At 52.6% G+C, this 17,071-nt stretch carries 11 protein-coding genes; 3 read left to right on the forward strand and 8 right to left on the reverse strand.

Annotated elements, in window-relative coordinates; genetic code table 11:
• Positions 1–16 precede the first annotated feature (16 nt).
• Positions 17–1,603 carry a YifB family Mg chelatase-like AAA ATPase gene (locus tag ACSFXJ_RS15625; protein WP_435921261.1) on the forward strand — a complete coding sequence of 529 codons (1,587 nt, stop codon included), beginning with the start codon at positions 17–19 and terminating at the stop codon, positions 1,601–1,603.
• A 162-nt stretch (positions 1,604–1,765) separates the two neighbouring features.
• On the opposite strand, the gene ACSFXJ_RS15630 is transcribed toward ACSFXJ_RS15625, so the two are convergent.
• The 8 genes from ACSFXJ_RS15630 to ACSFXJ_RS15665 form a co-directional block, all read right to left on the reverse strand.
• Entirely contained in the window at positions 1,766–2,179 is a 414-nt protein-coding gene (locus ACSFXJ_RS15630) for a YraN family protein (RefSeq protein WP_435921262.1), read from the reverse strand.
• Positions 2,172–2,477, reverse strand: coding sequence for an EscU/YscU/HrcU family type III secretion system export apparatus switch protein (locus ACSFXJ_RS15635; protein WP_435921263.1), 306 nt, complete (start codon positions 2,475–2,477; stop codon positions 2,172–2,174). The genes ACSFXJ_RS15630 and ACSFXJ_RS15635 overlap by 8 nt, the downstream gene beginning before the upstream one ends.
• An 18-nt stretch (positions 2,478–2,495) precedes the next feature.
• Positions 2,496–4,541 carry a flagellar hook-length control protein FliK gene (locus ACSFXJ_RS15640; RefSeq protein ID WP_435921264.1) on the reverse strand — a complete coding sequence of 682 codons (2,046 nt, stop codon included), beginning with the start codon at positions 4,539–4,541 and terminating at the stop codon, positions 2,496–2,498.
• Between the two features lie 63 nt (positions 4,542–4,604).
• A complete protein-coding gene (locus ACSFXJ_RS15645; protein WP_435921265.1) occupies positions 4,605–5,222 on the reverse strand; it encodes a ribonuclease HII in 618 nt (205 codons plus the stop codon).
• Between the two features lie 312 nt (positions 5,223–5,534).
• On the reverse strand, positions 5,535–6,398 hold the full coding sequence (gene ylqF / locus ACSFXJ_RS15650) for a ribosome biogenesis GTPase YlqF (RefSeq protein ID WP_435921266.1): 864 nt from the start codon (positions 6,396–6,398) through the stop codon (positions 5,535–5,537).
• 46 nt (positions 6,399–6,444) lie between these two features.
• On the reverse strand, positions 6,445–7,068 hold the full coding sequence (gene lepB, locus ACSFXJ_RS15655; protein WP_435921267.1) for a signal peptidase I: 624 nt from the start codon (positions 7,066–7,068) through the stop codon (positions 6,445–6,447).
• A 100-nt stretch (positions 7,069–7,168) separates the two neighbouring features.
• On the reverse strand, positions 7,169–7,513 hold the full coding sequence (rplS, locus tag ACSFXJ_RS15660) for a 50S ribosomal protein L19 (RefSeq protein WP_435921268.1): 345 nt from the start codon (positions 7,511–7,513) through the stop codon (positions 7,169–7,171).
• A gap of 235 nt (positions 7,514–7,748) precedes the next feature.
• Complete coding sequence (locus ACSFXJ_RS15665) at positions 7,749–15,317, reverse strand: pullulanase (protein WP_435921269.1); 7,569 nt, start codon at positions 15,315–15,317, stop codon at positions 7,749–7,751.
• Positions 15,318–15,641: 324 nt separating this feature from the next.
• Between ACSFXJ_RS15665 and ACSFXJ_RS15670 the strand changes: the two genes are divergently transcribed.
• Together ACSFXJ_RS15670 and ACSFXJ_RS15675 are read left to right on the forward strand one after the other, a co-directional pair.
• Positions 15,642–16,313 carry an SOS response-associated peptidase gene (locus ACSFXJ_RS15670; RefSeq protein WP_435921270.1) on the forward strand — a complete coding sequence of 224 codons (672 nt, stop codon included), beginning with the start codon at positions 15,642–15,644 and terminating at the stop codon, positions 16,311–16,313.
• Between the two features lie 210 nt (positions 16,314–16,523).
• Positions 16,524–16,907, forward strand: coding sequence for a hypothetical protein (locus tag ACSFXJ_RS15675; RefSeq protein WP_435921271.1), 384 nt, complete (start codon positions 16,524–16,526; stop codon positions 16,905–16,907).
• Positions 16,908–17,071: the final 164 nt, after the last annotated feature.

Below are 17,071 nucleotides of genomic sequence, written 5' to 3' on the forward strand. Positions count from 1 at the left end.
AAAAGGGGTGTTTTTTGTGTACAGCAAATTATTCAGCGCTTGTTTGTACGGGGTCGACGGGGTTTTGATCGAGGTAGAAGTGGACTTATCCAATGGCATTCCGCAGACCCTGGTGGTCGGCCTGCCGGATTCCGCGGTGCGTGAGGCGGTTGATCGGGTCCGAAGCGCCATTAAAAACTGCGGGTTTTCGTTCCCGCTGCAGCGGGTCACGATCAACTTGGCGCCGGCGGACCTAAGGAAAGAAGGGACTGCCTTTGATTTGGCGATCGCGCTTGGACTGCTGTCCGCGAGCGGGCAAGTCCTCCTGCCCGAACACCATAAAATTTTGGTTATCGGAGAGCTGTCGTTGGACGGTGCTTTGCGTCCGGTACCCGGCGTCCTGCCGATGGCCGATCTGGCTCGCCGCGGCGGGTTCGATGCCATCCTCGTTCCCGAGGAAAATGTGCCTGAAGCACAGCTTCTAGACGGAATTACTGTTTACGGGCTCTCTCATTTAAGCAGGCTGGTTCCCGGCTGGAGAACCGATGCAAAACAGGACGAACAAATCGTGCTTCATTCGCTAATGCATTTGGAGCGGAAACGAAGTGCGGACGAATCCTGCGGATCAAACGTTTCCCTGCCGCCTTTGCCGGAGGATTACAGCGATGTGCTCGGCCAGCGGCATATCAAACGGGCACTCACGATTGCGGCTGCTGGAATGCACAACATCTTACTAATCGGACCGCCGGGAACGGGCAAAACGATGCTCATCCGCCGTCTGCCCGGTCTACTTGCCCCGCTCTCCCCAGACGAGTCCTTGGAAGTCACCAAAATTTTCAGCGCCGCCGGCAAATTAAAGCAGCCGGACAGCGGACTGATCACCGTTCGTCCGTTCCGTTCGCCGCATCATACCATTTCCGGAGGCGGACTGATCGGCGGGGGAAGCATCCCCAAACCCGGCGAGGTCAGCCTGGCCCACCGAGGCGTATTATTCCTGGACGAGCTGCCGGAATTTTCGCGCCATGTTCTGGAAGTGCTGCGTCAGCCGCTGGAGGAACGCGTCGTCACGATCAGCCGCTCCAGAGCGTCGTTTACGTTTCCGGCGCATTTTTTGCTGGCGGCAAGTTTGAACCCTTGTCCGTGCGGGTACCTCGGATCCGAGCCCCCGCAGCCGGTATGCGTCTGCACTCCGTACAGGATCGCCCAATACCGCGAAAAAATATCCGGCCCGCTGCTGGACCGAATTGATATGCATGTGGAAGTGCCTCGTCCCTTGAACTGGCAAAAAGATCGGAGCCCGCTTTCCACGGCTGAAATGAGAAGCGAGGTAGCCAAGGCCGAAGTAATCCAGCTTGCCCGTTACCAAGGGACCGGCATCGCCCGTAACAGCGAGCTGTCCGGAAGCGCCTTGCGCCGCTTTGCCCACCTTCATCCGGAAGCCGGCAGGCTGTTAAAGGCTTCCTTTGACTCCCTGGGCTTAAGCATGCGGGCCTATGACCGAATTATCAAGCTGGCGCGGACGATCGCCGATCTGGAAGGAGCGCCGCAAATCATGGCGGCCCATGTCGCGGAAGCGATCCAATACCGCTGTCTGGACCAGCGGAACCAGGATTTTGTGTCTTGATTCCGTTGATCCGCTAGCACGCGACTTTCTTTCATGGATTTTCTCCCGCTAATTTAACGAAATATCACCTCAATTGAAAAATCGGCAAAATCAAATTATTTATCGGGAGAAATTCCTTCTAAACGGACAGTGCGGGGAATCCGCCGAACGATATTCACCCGGTTAAAACGCGGCCATGATGTGGTTTATATTTTCCGGCTCCCCGTCTGGTTGTAGGATGATGCCGATCATGTCGAAGCGGATTTTGGCGCCGCTCTTATTTGCCATGTGGAGATATACGGCTGCGGTCTCGCGGACCTGCCTGATCTTGCGCGGAGTCATCGACTCGGCCGGGGTCCCGAAAGCCGCCGACTTTCCGTTTCGGCTGCGTACCTCGACGATGACCAAACTGTCCCCCTGCATGGCGATGAGGTCCAGTTCGCCGGTACGGCAGCGCCAGTTCCGCTCCAGGATCGCATACCCGTTAGCGACCAAGTAATCGGCCGCAATTTGTTCGGCCCGCCGTCCCCGGGCTTTACGATCGTCTCCATACGGCTTACGGGTCGGCGCCGTTTTTCCGGTATCCTTATTATTCACGTTTCAGTCCTCTTTCCGCCAGCTTGTCGGAACGGTAGATGAAGCTTAATATCTCCGCCACCAGCGTGTACAACTCCGGAGGGATTTGGCGGTCCAAATCCAGCTTGGAGAGTACCTCGACAAGGGCGGCGTCTTCCTGGACGGGAATATCGTGCTCCCTGGCCAGCTCGAGAATTTTTTCCGCAAGCAGGCCGGTGCCTTTCGCGGCTACGACGGGAGCTTCATTTTGCAGCGGCTCGTATTTCAGGGCGACGGCCTTTTTCAATCCGGGCGGGCGCTCTTTGTCTTGTTCCATCATACCCGGTAGTCCACTCCTTTATATGCATTCGGGGCATAAGACAAGGAAGAGCCCAGCTCCGGCCCGTTCTTCTCGCCCTGTTCGGCCGGAAGCAAAGGTTCGGCCTTCATCTGTAACAGCATATATCCTGCGGATTCCAGCGCCTCTTCGATTTCCGGTTGTCGGGATTCCAGGAAGGCCCCGACCGCTTCCTGCTCGCTGAATATTTTCAGCAGCACCTTTCGGTCCGCCACCTGCACGTCCACCATGATTTGGCCCAGCGCCTTCATCTGCAGATCGAACCAGAGTCTGCAGTTCGACGGATCCAATTCGCCTTTGCGCCCGCGCCGGGATTCGATTTGGACCGAAGCGGTCTGCTCCCCGTCCGGGCCGATGATCGGCAGGAACATGGTGACCTGCGCAAACGGGGCGGTCCGGTCCGTCGTCAACAGCAGCTGCTGGCCAGTAAGCTGGTGCAGGATTTGCTTGGCCGCCTCCTGTAAAGGGGCGGGTAGCTGATCCGCTGCGGCGATTTGCAGCAGCAGGCCTTTTAAGGTATCGCGGGCGGATGTTCCTTGAACCGCCGCGGGTTCCGTTCCCGGCACGGCGGCATCCGCCTGTGCCGCTGCCATGCCCGTGGCCAAAGGCGCCGCCTCGGGTGCGGCTTTGGCCACGGCTCCGGCGCCTGCGGCTGCGGCATGGTTTGCCGCCGCGCCGCTTGGCGCTGCAGGGGCGCCGGCCGCGTCGGCGCGCGGCGGCGCGGTTCCCGGCGCGGCCGCAGGCCCGCCGCCGGGCAGGGGGCCGCCCGTGGCGGCCCCGGGCGCAGCGCCTGCGGATGCAGGCTGCGCCGCACTGCGCGCGCCCCGCCTCCGGCGTGGCCGCGCGCAGCACCTGCTGCTCGTGCTCCGCACCGAGCAGCTTGAGCACGCGTCCCACCCACGGCTCCGCCATGGGGGCGAGACGCGACTGCGGCGAAGGCCCTGCGGGCTCTTCGCCCCTAGCCGCCGCTCCGGCGGTGGCGGCGGCATTCCCCCGCGCCGGCGCTTCGCCGCCGGCGGCCGCGTTCCCGGCCTCGCCCGAGGCGGAGGCCGGACTACCCGGGGCCGCGCCGCCAGGCTGCGAGGCCCCTTTCAGCTCGTCAAGCACCTGCTGCAGCTTGACAAGCAATTGTCCCAAACTTCCGGTATCCGTCTGGACCAAGGCTTGCCCTAATCCGGCCTGAGCTTGTGCCTGCGCCGACCCTGCCGCCCCCGTTCCTGCGGAAAGCGGCCCCGCGGCTCCTGCGGACCCCGTATTTGAACCTGCCGGAACAGCCGTTGTTATTTCCCCGGTACCAGAGGCACCTAGGGAACCCGAAGAACCCGAAGAACCCGCAGCCGCGCTTCCGCCTGAGGTGCCCGTTCCTCCGGGTCCTGCCGGATGTTGCCCCGATCCTCCCTGGATGTTCGTTTCCTTCGCTCCGGCAGCCCCGGGATTTTCGGGCAAGCCTTGCTGAAGCAAGCTGCCAAGCTGCTCCTCCAGCGAAGCCAGCAACGTATGCAACGGCGGACCAAAAACGGCTTGATGCAGTCCCGTCAAAGTCTCCGCCGTCAAAGGCAAGCCCCGGTTGAGCGCAATGCTTGCGGCATGGACCCATTCGCCCAGCGGAATGGTGGGTAGCTTGGCCGCCGTCAGGGTCAGTAACCGGGAAGCATTCTCCTTCGTTAAAGGAATTCCGTTCGCTTGCATCAGTTGCAGCATTTCCCGATTTGCGGAAGTGTCCTCCAGACCCAATGCCTCCAAGGCGCTTGCCAATGATGCGGGCGATAATGCACCCGTCTGCGACGTTTGGATCGGTTTCAGCTTCATCAACCCGTCACCGGTCTGAGGCTGCACCTGCAGCAGCGTCGTTTGCCCTTCGCGAAGCGGAGTTTCCAGGGCGGCATGCAGCTTGACCCCCTGAACCTGAATTACCGCTTCCTGTCCGTCCTCCGAAACGCTAAGCACGGTTCCCCGGACAACCTGTCCCGCTTTCAATTCCAGTGTTTTCGGCGCACCCGGCTTGACCTCTCCCATCATATTTCGAAGCAATGGTCCGATATTCATGATTTCACTCCCACTTCCGCCCATGTTTGATATGGAAAACCCGCCTCGTTATGGGCGGGTACGTTATATCAAAGTTTGTTCTTCTATATATAAGTTCCGCATAAAGCTTTTGCGATGCATCGGAGTCGGTCCCAAAGCCAGAATCTGCTCTCTGTGCAGTTTGGTCGCATATCCTTTATGTATCCCGATCCCGTATTCCGGATAAAGCGCATCCCATTCCCCTTTACAAAGCCGGTCCCGGGTTACCTTGGCAATAATCGACGCAGCCGCGATCGATTGGCTGGTCGCATCTCCCTTGATCACCGACAGCTGTGGAATCGGCACATCCACCTTCTCGGCGTCGATCAGCAAGTAGTCCGGCCTTACGGCCAGCTTCTCTACCGCTTGCTTCATCGCTAGGCGCGTTGCCTGCTTGATATTGATCCGGTCTATTGTTTCCGCATCCACGAATCCTATGCCGACCGCAACAGCCTGTTCCATAATGACGTCATAAAGCTTTTCCCGCTTCTTTTCGCTTAGCTTTTTCGAATCGTTGACTTCTTCGAGTACCCATCCTTGAGGCAAAATAACGGCGGCTGCAACCACGTCACCGAACAAGCATCCCCGGCCTACTTCATCAATTCCCGCGATGTTTTGGTAAGATTGCCAATATTGATTTTCATACATCAGCAGATCGCTCATATTTCCTCCTTCATATTCAAACCTTTCGCATAAGTTTACTTTCGTTGTCAATTTTCATCAAGGTTAATTCTGGTAACTCTGGCACCCGGTTCTATATAAAATCGGAAAGTCTTAAATTTTAACTGCCTCACTTTTATTATCGGCATCTTCCTTCTATTTTTGAAAGGATATTTCTCGCATTCCAAAGATTCTACGGAAATTATGACTTACGGCGCACTTCCATTATCCTACTTTTCTCGAAATAAGAAAACCGTCTATCGATCTACGAAATAAAAAAGCGCAGAATCCGAGGATCCTGCGCTTTCCCATAAATTAATACGGTGCTTCGAGCGAATATCTGCCTAATTTCCCCGACCGGAGCTCCCTGAGTAAAATACCCGAGGCTTTTTCAAGGTCGACACGCCCCCCGCTGACAATGCAGCCGCGTTTGCGCCCGATCTCCTCCATCACGGCAACGATTTCATTCGGATTTTCAAAATCCTCCGGTTGTTCTTTCAGGTCAAAGCGTTCCTTTAACGGGTCCCAATAATACTTCGCCAAATATTTCACGCCGAAAAAAGCGATATCTTCGACATTTAAAATCTCTTCGCGGATCGCCCCCGTCAACGCCAGGCGATATCCGACATTCTGATCTTCAAACTTAGGCCACAGGATCCCCGGGGTATCCAGGAGCTCCATTTCCGTCCCGACCTTGATCCACTGCTGTGCCTTGGTTACACCCGGACGATCCCCGGTTGCCGCGATATTGCGGCCGGCCAGCCGGTTGATTAGCGTCGATTTGCCGACATTCGGAATTCCTACGATCAGAGCCCGAACTGCCCGCGGATTAATTCCTTTGGCCAACTGCCTTTCGATTTTTTCCTTCATCAGTTCTCTTGCCAGCACGGGAATTTCCTTTATCCCTTGTCCGCTTGAAGCGTCCGCAGGAACGGCCAGATGACCTTCCTGTTTAAAATGATCGATCCATTGCCTCGTGACCACCGGGTCGGCCAGATCGCTCTTGTTCAATACGATCAGCCGAGGCTTCCCCTGCAAAATCTCATCGATCATCGGGTTTCTGCTGGATAACGGCAGGCGCGCATCCACCAGTTCGATCACCACATCGATCAGTTTCAGCTTCTCCTGAATCTGCCGGCGCGCCTTGGTCATATGTCCGGGAAACCATTGAATTGTCATGCCTTCTCACCTCTAGTTCCCGATTAGATCCCCAACCGGATGTCAGTTAATGTTTAATGAATTCGACATCTTTCAGAGGCCAGAACACAAGGTCCGCACGTCCGATAATGTCACTGTAAGGCACAAATCCGATTCGGCGGCTGTCCGTACTGTTGGAGCGGTTATCGCCAAGCACGAATACGTGTCCCGCCGGGACGGTGCCCTCCGTAACTATATCATTCGGAAAATTGCTTTCCGTATTATACAGTTCATTATTATTATGTTTTTCATTCAATACATCTTGAATGTAATTTTCTTCAACAACTTGCCCATTTACGGTAACCGTATCCCCTTCAACCTTGACGGTATCGCCGGGAACTCCGATCACCCGTTTAATAAAGTCGCGTCCTTCGGTCGGCACATGAAACACGATAACTTCCCCATGCTTCGGACCACGGATGTCATAAAGGATTTTGTTCACGATAATCCGCTCTCCCGTATGGAAGTTCGGCTGCATGGACGGCCCGTCAACGATGAACGGAGCGAAGAAAAGCCAGCGAATCAGGAGAACGAGCACGACGGCGATGACGATGGCTTTCAACCATTCCAAGGCCTCGCTTTTTTCCTTCTTGGGCGGGTCCTGCGATTGTTCCGATTGAACAGGTTGCTCAGAATGTACTTGATGCTCCATGGATCCTGACCTCTCTTTGTCTATAAAATATGTAGCGAAACCATGTTTTTAAAAATAGTAAAGGGGCTTGATCAAACAAGCCCCCCTGATCGTTAATAAATTAACGACGCATTTCTTTAATTCTCGCTGCTTTACCGCGAAGTTCACGAAGATAGTACAGCTTCGCACGACGCACTTTACCACGGCGAGCCACTTCGATTTTATCGATTTTCGGGGAATGAAGCGGGAAAGTTCTTTCCACGCCTACACCGTTGGAAATTTTACGAACCGTAAAAGTTTCGCTGATTCCACCGCCACGACGCTTGATAACAACACCTTCGAACAATTGGATACGTTCACGAGATCCCTCAATAACCTTAACGAACACTTTCAAAGTGTCACCAGGACGAAAGCTCGGAATATCTTTGCGAAGTTGTTCCTGCGTAATCGCTTGAACGATATTCATCTATGACTCCCTCCTTCCACTCAGGTGTTCATGCCTCTTCCGGAAAACCCGATGTTTTCCCTCATCATCCGCAGCGGACCACCGAATTCACAACAAAAAGAATTTTATCATATCTGGCCGTACATAGCAACATTTTTTAATGCGCTCTACTGGCGGGGGGACCCGTAGAACGCCTCTTCTTCTATTATAATATAACCTTACTTGCCGAATTATTAAGCATAACTCAAAAAACCGTTTACTCTACCTCCAGTTTATTGAGCAAATTCAACATCGCCTGGGCACTCTCGGCACGGGTCGTGTTGGATTTTGGCGCGAATTTTCCGTTGCCTTGCCCGTTCAGGAGTCCAAGGGCCACCGCTTCATTCACATCGTTGACAGCCCATTTGGAAATCTGCGTTTGATCCGACATCCCCGAAGGTCCCGCAGTCGTAAGTTTTCCCCCGTGCCATTGATATGCCCGGACCATCATCACGGCCATTTCTTCACGACTGATCGGTGCGTTCGGAGCAAAGTGCTCTTCATCCTTCCCGTTAACAAGACCGTTTCGGAAGGCTGTCGCCACCGCCGGCGCGTACCAGGCGGCATTATCTACATCCTTGAACGTCGACCCGTTTTGATTATCCAAGTTCAAGGCCCGAACGAGCATAGCTACGAATTGAGCCCGTGTCAACTGCTGTCCCGGACTGAATTCGGTCTCGCTTGTTCCGTTCACCACATGTCTTGCCGCTAGCTGCTTCACGCTAGCTTCAGCCCAGTGGCCGACGAGATCGGAGAAGGTTTTATTGTATTCCAATACCGCGTATTTTCCGAGCTGCGTGACATCGGCTACCAACTTGCCGTTCAACAGCTTGCCGCCCGCATACTCCAGTTTCCCTTCTTCCGTGATCCGGTACAGACCGGCCAGCTTGGCATCGATTGACGGATTCAGATCAAACGTTAGTGTAATTGGCGCTTTGACCAGCTCCGTTTTAAATATGGACCCGTCTTTCGTTTTTACGGAAAGCCCCAGTTCCACCGCTTTGCTTCCAAGCTTTACTTTTGCAGCGTCCTTCACGCTCGCCAATAAAGAATTGGACTCGGACGGTGCGAGTTCCCGCAACAGGAATGAAATCATCGCATCCCGGGATTTGACCGCCTCCTCCTGCTGCCCTAACGCTTGAAGCACCGAGGCCGGGATCGTAACCGCAAGTCCGGCTTTCTTCAGTTCAAGCGGTTTGGAACCGAGAATTTCTCCCGCATTCAGAGGAAGAAGCACTTCCTCGATTTGAGCGCCCAATTCAATCGTAACTTTCTCTTGTCCGGTCTTCAACGTTTGTTCATCGACAACCCTTTGCCCGCCTGTGACAGGAGGTTTGACGGAAGTTTCGGTCTGGCCGCTGCCAACGTTGCCGGAACCGGAATTGCCGCCGCCATTCGACGACACCGCTGCAAGAATAACCGTGCCTCCATCCGTCATCGACGGAAGCGTAACCGTTACTTTTCGGTCCGAACCGACCTGATACACTGTTCCGCTGTACAAATCTTTCACTTTGCTGCCCGCCGTAAACGGCACGGAGAGCGAAACCTTCTTGGCATCCGTCTTCACATTGATTGCCGTAACGACATGGACACCGTTGTATTGCTTACCGAATGCCAGATATCCTTCCGCATTGGATGCGGCTATGGAGGTCCGCGTTCCTTTGGAGAATACCTTCGAATAATCGGAACGGATGTTCAGAAGCTTCTGATAATGCGTTAGCAGCTTCTTCTCCGCCTCGATTTGATCCCACGGCATATCTCCGCGGTTTTCGCTGAATTCGCCTTTGCTCATGTCCCCGGCGTTTTTGCCGGAACGGCCAAGCTCTTCTCCGTAGTAAATGATCGGCTGGCCTTTGGACGTGATTTGCAGGGCCGCGGCCGCCATCAGCTTGGCTTTATCCCCATCCACATAATTGGACAGGAAACCGTCCTCGTCATGGCTGCTCAGGAATTGCCCCATCATCTTCGTGTTGTCCAGTTTCGCTTCACGATCTGCAAGATACGCATCTGTCGCCTCGACATCGCCGTTCACGAATTTTCTGGCTTCGTTTTTGAACCCGAAGTCCAGCAAACTGTCCATCTGACCGCTTTGCAGCTGGCCGCCGTCGCTATCAACCGTGGCTCCAAAGTATTCTCCGATCATTTTAAAGTCGGGGTCAATCTCCGTGAGCGCATTTTTAAACGCCTTCCAGGTCGTATCATCCACATGTTTGACCGTGTCGACCCGGAAATAGTCGATCGTGTCTCCCCGGTTCGTTTTTGCCCGCTCAAGCCACCCTGCCTGCCATTCAATGATTTGTCCGCGGACCGCAGGATCTTCGGTTATCAGATCCGGAAGGCCGGCAAGTTCCCCTTTAACCGGGTCGGTATCCGACGAGACTCCATCGGTCCGGAGCATGCCCGCGAAACGGTCCTTATCCTCCTGGGTAACGCCAGGTGCATTGTCTCCGGGCTTGAGGCCATAGCCGGTATGGTTCAACACGACGTCTACCATAATTTTGATGCCCCGGTCATGCGCTTTATCGATCAGTTCTTTGAAGGTGTCCAGATCTCCCAAATGCTCGTCGATCTTCGTAAAGTCCTTGGCCCAATACCCGTGATAACCGTACTGAGTGCCGTTGAAATCCATGCCTTTGTTGTAATCGATATTATCTACGATCGGGGTTATCCATAGCGTGTTCACGCCGAGATCCTCGATATAGTCCAGCTTGTCGATCAAGCCTCTGAAATCGCCGCCATGATAAGCTTCGAGATGATTTTTGTCCACATCCGTATTGTTTGTCGGGTCTCCATCCATAAACCGGTCCGTCAGGACGAAGTAGATGCGGGCTTCATCCCAGTCGAAATCGGCATTTCCGGTTTGAACGCGTTTTACCGTTACTTTTGCCGTTCCAGTATGCTTATTGCCGTACTGGTCAACAAGCGTGACCGGAACGTCTTTGCTACCGGCGCTCACCGAATCCTTCACGGCGATGCTCTGCTCAAGAAGCTCCGTATCCAGCTTCACCTTGGCCGGTCCGCCCAAAGCCGTTAGATCGATGTATGCATCCTTGAAAGTGACGTTGTCGGTGGTTGAAACATCGACTTTCAGCACTGCGTTCTCTTTGGCCGAAATGGTTCCCGGGGTAACTTCAGCCTTCACCGTCACCTTAGGGATCGAATAGACCACTGCCGACTTGCCGTTCACGGTATTTTTCGGATCCGTAATCTCTTTAGTAACACCATTGAGGGTTACGGCAAACGTGTACTCGTACGTTCCAGAGACCGCTCCTTTCAGGGTGTAACTGAACCATTCCTTTTCCGGAACATAAGTCATCGTCTCCGCTTTGCCGTTAATGTTTACCTTGACCTCGGAGATCGTGTCCATTGTTCCTTCCCGGAATAGCTTGTCGTCCCTGTACAGGAACGTAATATTCCCGTCTTCCAGAACCGGACCGCTTATGCTAGGCAAAATGTCCAGTTCCCGAACCATGCTTGTTACATTAACCTTCGTAAATTGTTCGCCCGGAACGAGCTGAATGATCCGGTCGTCCGGGATATCCTGTTTCGCCGTATTCCAATCCGTTCCTTTGCGCAGGACGAAGCCCACGCTTGTGGCCTCCGGAGCCACCTCGATCATTACAGAGGCTTTACCGTTGTCGAATTTTTCAAAATCGATCTGATCATTTTTAACCCCGGTATTCCAAACCCAAAGGTTCCAATCCTTGTAATCCCCATCCTGACGAATATAGTTGAACTGCACGTACCGCTTATCGTCTACAGGATCGGCGCTAATCGTTACCGTAATATTTTTTTGGAATCCGCCGTACGAAACCGAGATTTCCGCCGTTCCTTCGGCAATCCCTTTAACCAATCCGGCAGTGGTTACGGTTGCGACTTGAGGGTTGCTGGACTTGTATACTGCCTGTTTCGTTACCGTTCTCTTGCTTCCGTCGTCATAATTCGCGAAAACGGCCGTCTGATGCGTCTTTCCGATTTGCAGGGAATAACTGTCTTTATCGACCGACAATCCGCTCAATACGGCTGCCGCCGCATCCGTACGGATAATGACCGCGGTGAGCGGCTCGATGGTAATGGAGTTGTTCGTCAGCGTAAAGCCGGATTTCGACGTTACCGCATCTTTACCCGCTTCGTCATTGTCAACCACGACCGTTCCTGAAGTGAGATCGTCCGTCAGGGTCAGCGTTCTTTCTTTGCTGTCGGCGTTGACAAATACATAATAGTTCCCGGTCCCGTCCGTAGCCTTATTCTTATAAGCGATGACCAGGTCTTGCGCCTTCACTTCCGGAATTTGCAGCAAGGTTACGTTCGTATCGACCAGCGCCTGATCACCGAGCCGGAAGGCGTCCGTCGATTTTCTGAGCTCGATCAGCCCGGCCGTATATTCCTTGGTTTTCACATTTTCCGGATATGATGCCGCGTCCGTGGCCTTGGTCCAATCGAACATGTTGACGGCATCGGAGGAGTCATAGGAATCATGAACGAAATAGCCGAAAGTATTTCCGTTCTCATCCTTGAATTCATGATATTTTTGCTCCGGAATGCCTTGAGCCTTCCATTGTTTCGTTCTGCCGTATTCCTGACCGGCATGAAGGAAAGCCGTCCCTTGGGAAGTCAAGGTAAGCAAGTTGCCCAAACGGAGCCGTTTCAGGATTTCCGCTTCATTGGCGGGATCGGAAGGGTCTCTCTTGGTCGCTTGGGCGATAATATCATGCAATGTCAGGTTATCATGGGCTTCAATGTATTGAACCATGTCGCCGGGATCATCCGCAGGAGTATTTCCAGGCTGTGCCTTAATATTGTTAAAAATCGTCTGGATATCGCGGGCGCCCCCGGTAATAAATCTCGGCTCGCCCTCGCTTCCGAAACCGGATTTCAATTCATTCCGGAACTCGTCGGAGAAAACGCCGACGTCATCCGTCTTATCCATCCAGTCCTGGTCCGCGCCTTTGCCTGCCAACGACGGATCGGAAGCCGCCCCTCCGAACGTTTTCCATCCTTCGCCAATGAACAGCGCCTTCGGGTTGATTGCAGCTGCGGCATTGTACGCATTCTGGATCGAGTCATAGGTTGCGTCACCCATCATGTCAAAACGCATGCCATCGATTTTGTATTCCTCAAACCAGTATTTGACCGAATCGATCATGAGCTTCTCGGCCATTTTGTGGTTGGTGGCCAAATTGTTGCCGAAGCCCCCGATGAAATTGCCGTTTGCATCCTGGAACGCATAATAGTTCGGCACGATGTCGTTCAGGAAATCCGCTTTCGCCATATGCGTGTAGACCACGTCAAGGACGACGCCCATCCCCGCATCGTGAATCGCGTCGATCATCGCCTTCAACTCTTTGATTCTCAGTTCGGGATCCGTCGGATCTTCGGAATAGGCCCCGTCCGGTGAGAAGTAACTGTGCGGGTCGTACCCCCAGTTATATTCATTGTTTTGAGTTGAATACGTGTCCTCCAGATTCTTCATTTCCGCTTCATCCCCGTAATACCAGGCCATGACCGGAAGAAGCTGGATGTGCGTGACGCCCAAAGATTTAATGTAGTCGAGCTTTTTGGTAAAAGCGTCGAACGTTCCCCAGGTTGCGTTGTGCAAATCGCCGGAGATGGAATCGTCCGAAGTAAAGTCACGGACATGAATTTCCCAGATCACGGCATCTTCCCTTTGCTCATATCCGGGGATATCCGCAAAATCGAAACCTGCCGGATCCGTTTTACTCAAATCGACGATCGCCGCCTTGCCGACGATATCTCCGTCCGGTCCTGCTTCGCCTTTGGTGTTTACGCGGAATTCAGCCATCGATTTGGCGTACGGGTCCAATACCTTTTTGGTTTGGCCTGCATTCGTCACTTCATACTGATAAAAATATCCCGCAAAATCCTGAATGCCGTTTTGTCCGGGATTCAGCGAAAGCGACCATACTCCTTTGTCCCCTTTGACCAGATCGAGCGGGGAGCCAACCTCCAGCGTTGCATTATCCTTGTTGTAGAATTGGACGGACACTTTCTCGGCGAGCGGTGCCCACAGTTTTAAAATGGCTCCGCCATTTGCTTGATAAGTCGCCCCCAGGTCGTTGCCATCGTAGGAGTACATGGCATCAAGCATTCTCCAGCCGCTGGCCGCGTTTACTGTCTTCCCGGCATACGTGACTACCAACGGCACGTCGTCCAGAGTAAACTGCGCGGCAACCTCCACCGTTGTCGTTCCGGTGATTTTAACGCTGTCAATCGTGACATCACGGCCGTCTTTCGTTTTGATCCGGAGCTCCTGCTTCATGGCATCCGTTTCCAAACCGTCCGTTGCCGTCATCCCAAGCAGCAATTTTCCGGCAGACAGCACTTCCGCCGACACGAGTCCGGTCGGAACTTCTCCGTAAGGAGATACGTAAACCGTGTTGTCCCCTTCTTTTATGAACAGATGATTGTATCGATCCATCAGCGAAAAGCTCTTATCCCCGCCATCTTTGCCGTTATCGCCTTTGGAAGGATCCATCATAAGGAATCCAATCTTTTGCGCATTGCTTTTTAACTTGATGTCCACATATGCGCCGTAGCTGTCCCGTTGTCCGGCCGGGAACATCGTCGCACCGGTCGGCCAGCCGGTGGATTCGGATTCAACATCTCCCCACAGCCATATACCGTATACATCATAATTTTGATCTTGTCTCGAGTAGTGAATTCTGATCGTATCTGCCGGAAGGGTGACCGGTTCATAACTGTAAACCTGATCCGAGCCTTCCTTGAGCCATACCTCGTTCATTGCCGGTGAGGCAAGTTCGAATTTTTTGTCTCCGCCATCCTTGTTACCGCTTACACGGTCAACAACGACAATGCCTACCTTTTTGGCAGAAGAGGCTAGCGGAATGTCGACATAAGCACCGAAACTATCGGTTTGTCCACCGGGGAACGCGGTCGCTCCGCTCGGCCAGTTCGCGGATGGAGCCGCAACATCGTCGAAAATCCATAGCCCCATATTGCCGTAATTGCCGTCCGTTCTTTGATAATGGACCCTCAAATGATTTGCAGGTATAGGCGACGTTACGCCCGGGGTTACAGGGATGCTGTATTCGGCCGTGACGTTGTGGTTTACCGCATCGTATTTAAAAGTAACTTTCAAATCTTCTGTTAGCGTCAACGGCTCCCTTCCCGAAGGATACACCTCACTGCCCGGAACGCTTCCCAGGGCGACCTGAAATTCATGATCCCCGGCGTAGACATCCGCAGTTACGGAATAGACATTGTCGTAATCCGAATCCTTCATGATCAGCTTTGCATCCGCAGCGGACCAGTTGGCGGCCTCGCCGATTCCGTGCTGGAAGCTGCCAATCACTCTTGGAAGCTTATCGACCTCTATCGGAGTGTAATATGTAGAATCCGCGATCCGATGGTTATTATGGTTGTAATAAAAAGTAACTTCCGAATCCTGATTCAACGTAATTTGAATATTTCCATTTGCCGCAGCCCCGTTGGGATTGCCGTAATTGGCGCCGCCATAGCTTTCGGTCCGATCGCCGTCTATAGCCACCTTATATTCATACGTTCCTGCTGGCAGTGTACCCGTAAACTTGTACTCGCCGTCTCCGACACTTGTCATTTCCGTGGCCGCCGCTCCCGGATCCCAGTCCGCTGTCGCGCCTAAAGCCTTTTGGAAATCACCGACCAAAGTCGCTTTGACGGGGGCCGCGTTGGCCGCTGCAGCAGGCGGAATGCCCAGCATGGACAAAACCAGTGAGATCGACATGAGGATCGACCAAATTCGCTTGCTAGTTGCACCCATTCTCAACTTGTTTAGCCTCCTTCGTTATCATGTAATAATGATGCATTTAGCGCAAACGCTTGCACAAATGAGTTTAAATTTCCGCAGATACCATTACGACAAAAGCGGACAGCGATCGCATTTCGGCATCTCCGTGAAATTATAAACCATAAATTGTAATCGTTTTCTTGGAAACGTTTGCACTTCTCATTTTATTCATCCGGCACGGCTCCGTCAACAGCTATTTTAATTAACTTGCCTATTTTAATGAGACTCCCTCTTGTATATCATTTTAAAGATTCGTGATTTGCTGTTAAAATGAGGGTATTAACTAATCCGAGGTGCGATCCTATGTGCGGCCGGTATACCATTTCGATACCCTTCGAAGAATTAATCATTCGTTTTTTAGTGGAAGAGTCCACGCTTTCAAAATATATGCCGAAGTATAACGCCGCTCCGATGCAGTATATTCCTGCCGTGATCGGAAGCAAAAGCGGAAACCGCTTAGGCGAGCTGCGATGGGGCTTGGTTCCTTCCTGGGCCAAGGATGACAAAATCGGGAGTAAGATGATTAATGCCCGTGCGGAAACTTTAACGGAAAAACCGGCATTTAACCGGCTGTTATCGTCTCGCCGTTGTCTCATCCCCGCTGACGGTTTTTATGAATGGCAGCAGCGCGGCGGGTTGAAGCAGCCATATCGTATCATCTTGCGAGACGAGAGTCTTTTTTCTTTCGCCGGCCTTTACGATATTTGGAGCGATTCCGAAGGAAATAAACTGGCTACCTGCACCATCATTACCACGGAACCGAACCGGCTAATGGCCGACATCCACAATCGTATGCCCGTCATGTTAAGAGCTGAAGACGCGGCCGAATGGCTGGACCGGGAGAACACTAACGTATCTTCGCTTTTAAAGCTGCTGCGGCCGTATGATTCGGAAAAAATGAGAGCCTATCCCGTTTCTCCCGCCGTCGGAAATGTACGCAACGATTCTCCGGAACTGCTGATGGAGGTTAAATGAAATCAAAGGAGTAAGTGAACCGAACGCAGACATTCGTATGGTTGAAAAAAATGCTCATTTATCGGGGAAATCCAGCAAGGAAAAGCACGAGCGGATTTCGCCAATCAATAAGGTAATAATCAGATTACTTCAGAAGAGAAAGAAATTAAATATATAGCGCAAGCCCTAAGACTATGGTACGATATGGAAAAAACATAAGAGGTGTTTTCTGTGTCAAAGTTTCTAGACGTCGTAGGAAAGATTACGATTGTCGCAGCAATTATTTTAGGGATCGTTTACGGAGTTAAAAGTGATCCAATCGCCGAAGCGCTCAGAATTGACGACGATGCGTTTCGTTGGACTGTCGCGATTGCTTGGTGGGTCAGCGGAATCATTTCGGGCGCGTTGCTCATTGCTTTCGGGATGATGCTTAATTATCTTGAGGAGAATAACTCTTTTCTTCGAGAACTTGTTAGAAAATCTCGCGAGATGGAAGCCGTAGCGCCTAAGAATGAGAATTACGAGAATTACGCTAAAGAAGCAAATCGTAAATTCAGGGAATCAAAACCGGCGACCAGCAAGCTAGCCGGATATAAATTTAAAGCGAATGATTAATCAACGCAAAAAGGGTGCAGACTCAACGGTGTTTACTCCGCGAATCTGCTCCCTTTTATTAATGAAGGGTAAAATTTGACGAATACAATTATTGTTAATGTTCAAGGGAGTGATTATAGATTCGTTACGAAAATATTCTTAGAGAAATACCCGTATTAGGGATA

It is taken from the genome of Paenibacillus salivarius (assembly GCF_051307165.1).
In the GTDB taxonomy this organism is placed as follows: Bacteria; Bacillota; Bacilli; order Paenibacillales; family Paenibacillaceae; genus Fontibacillus.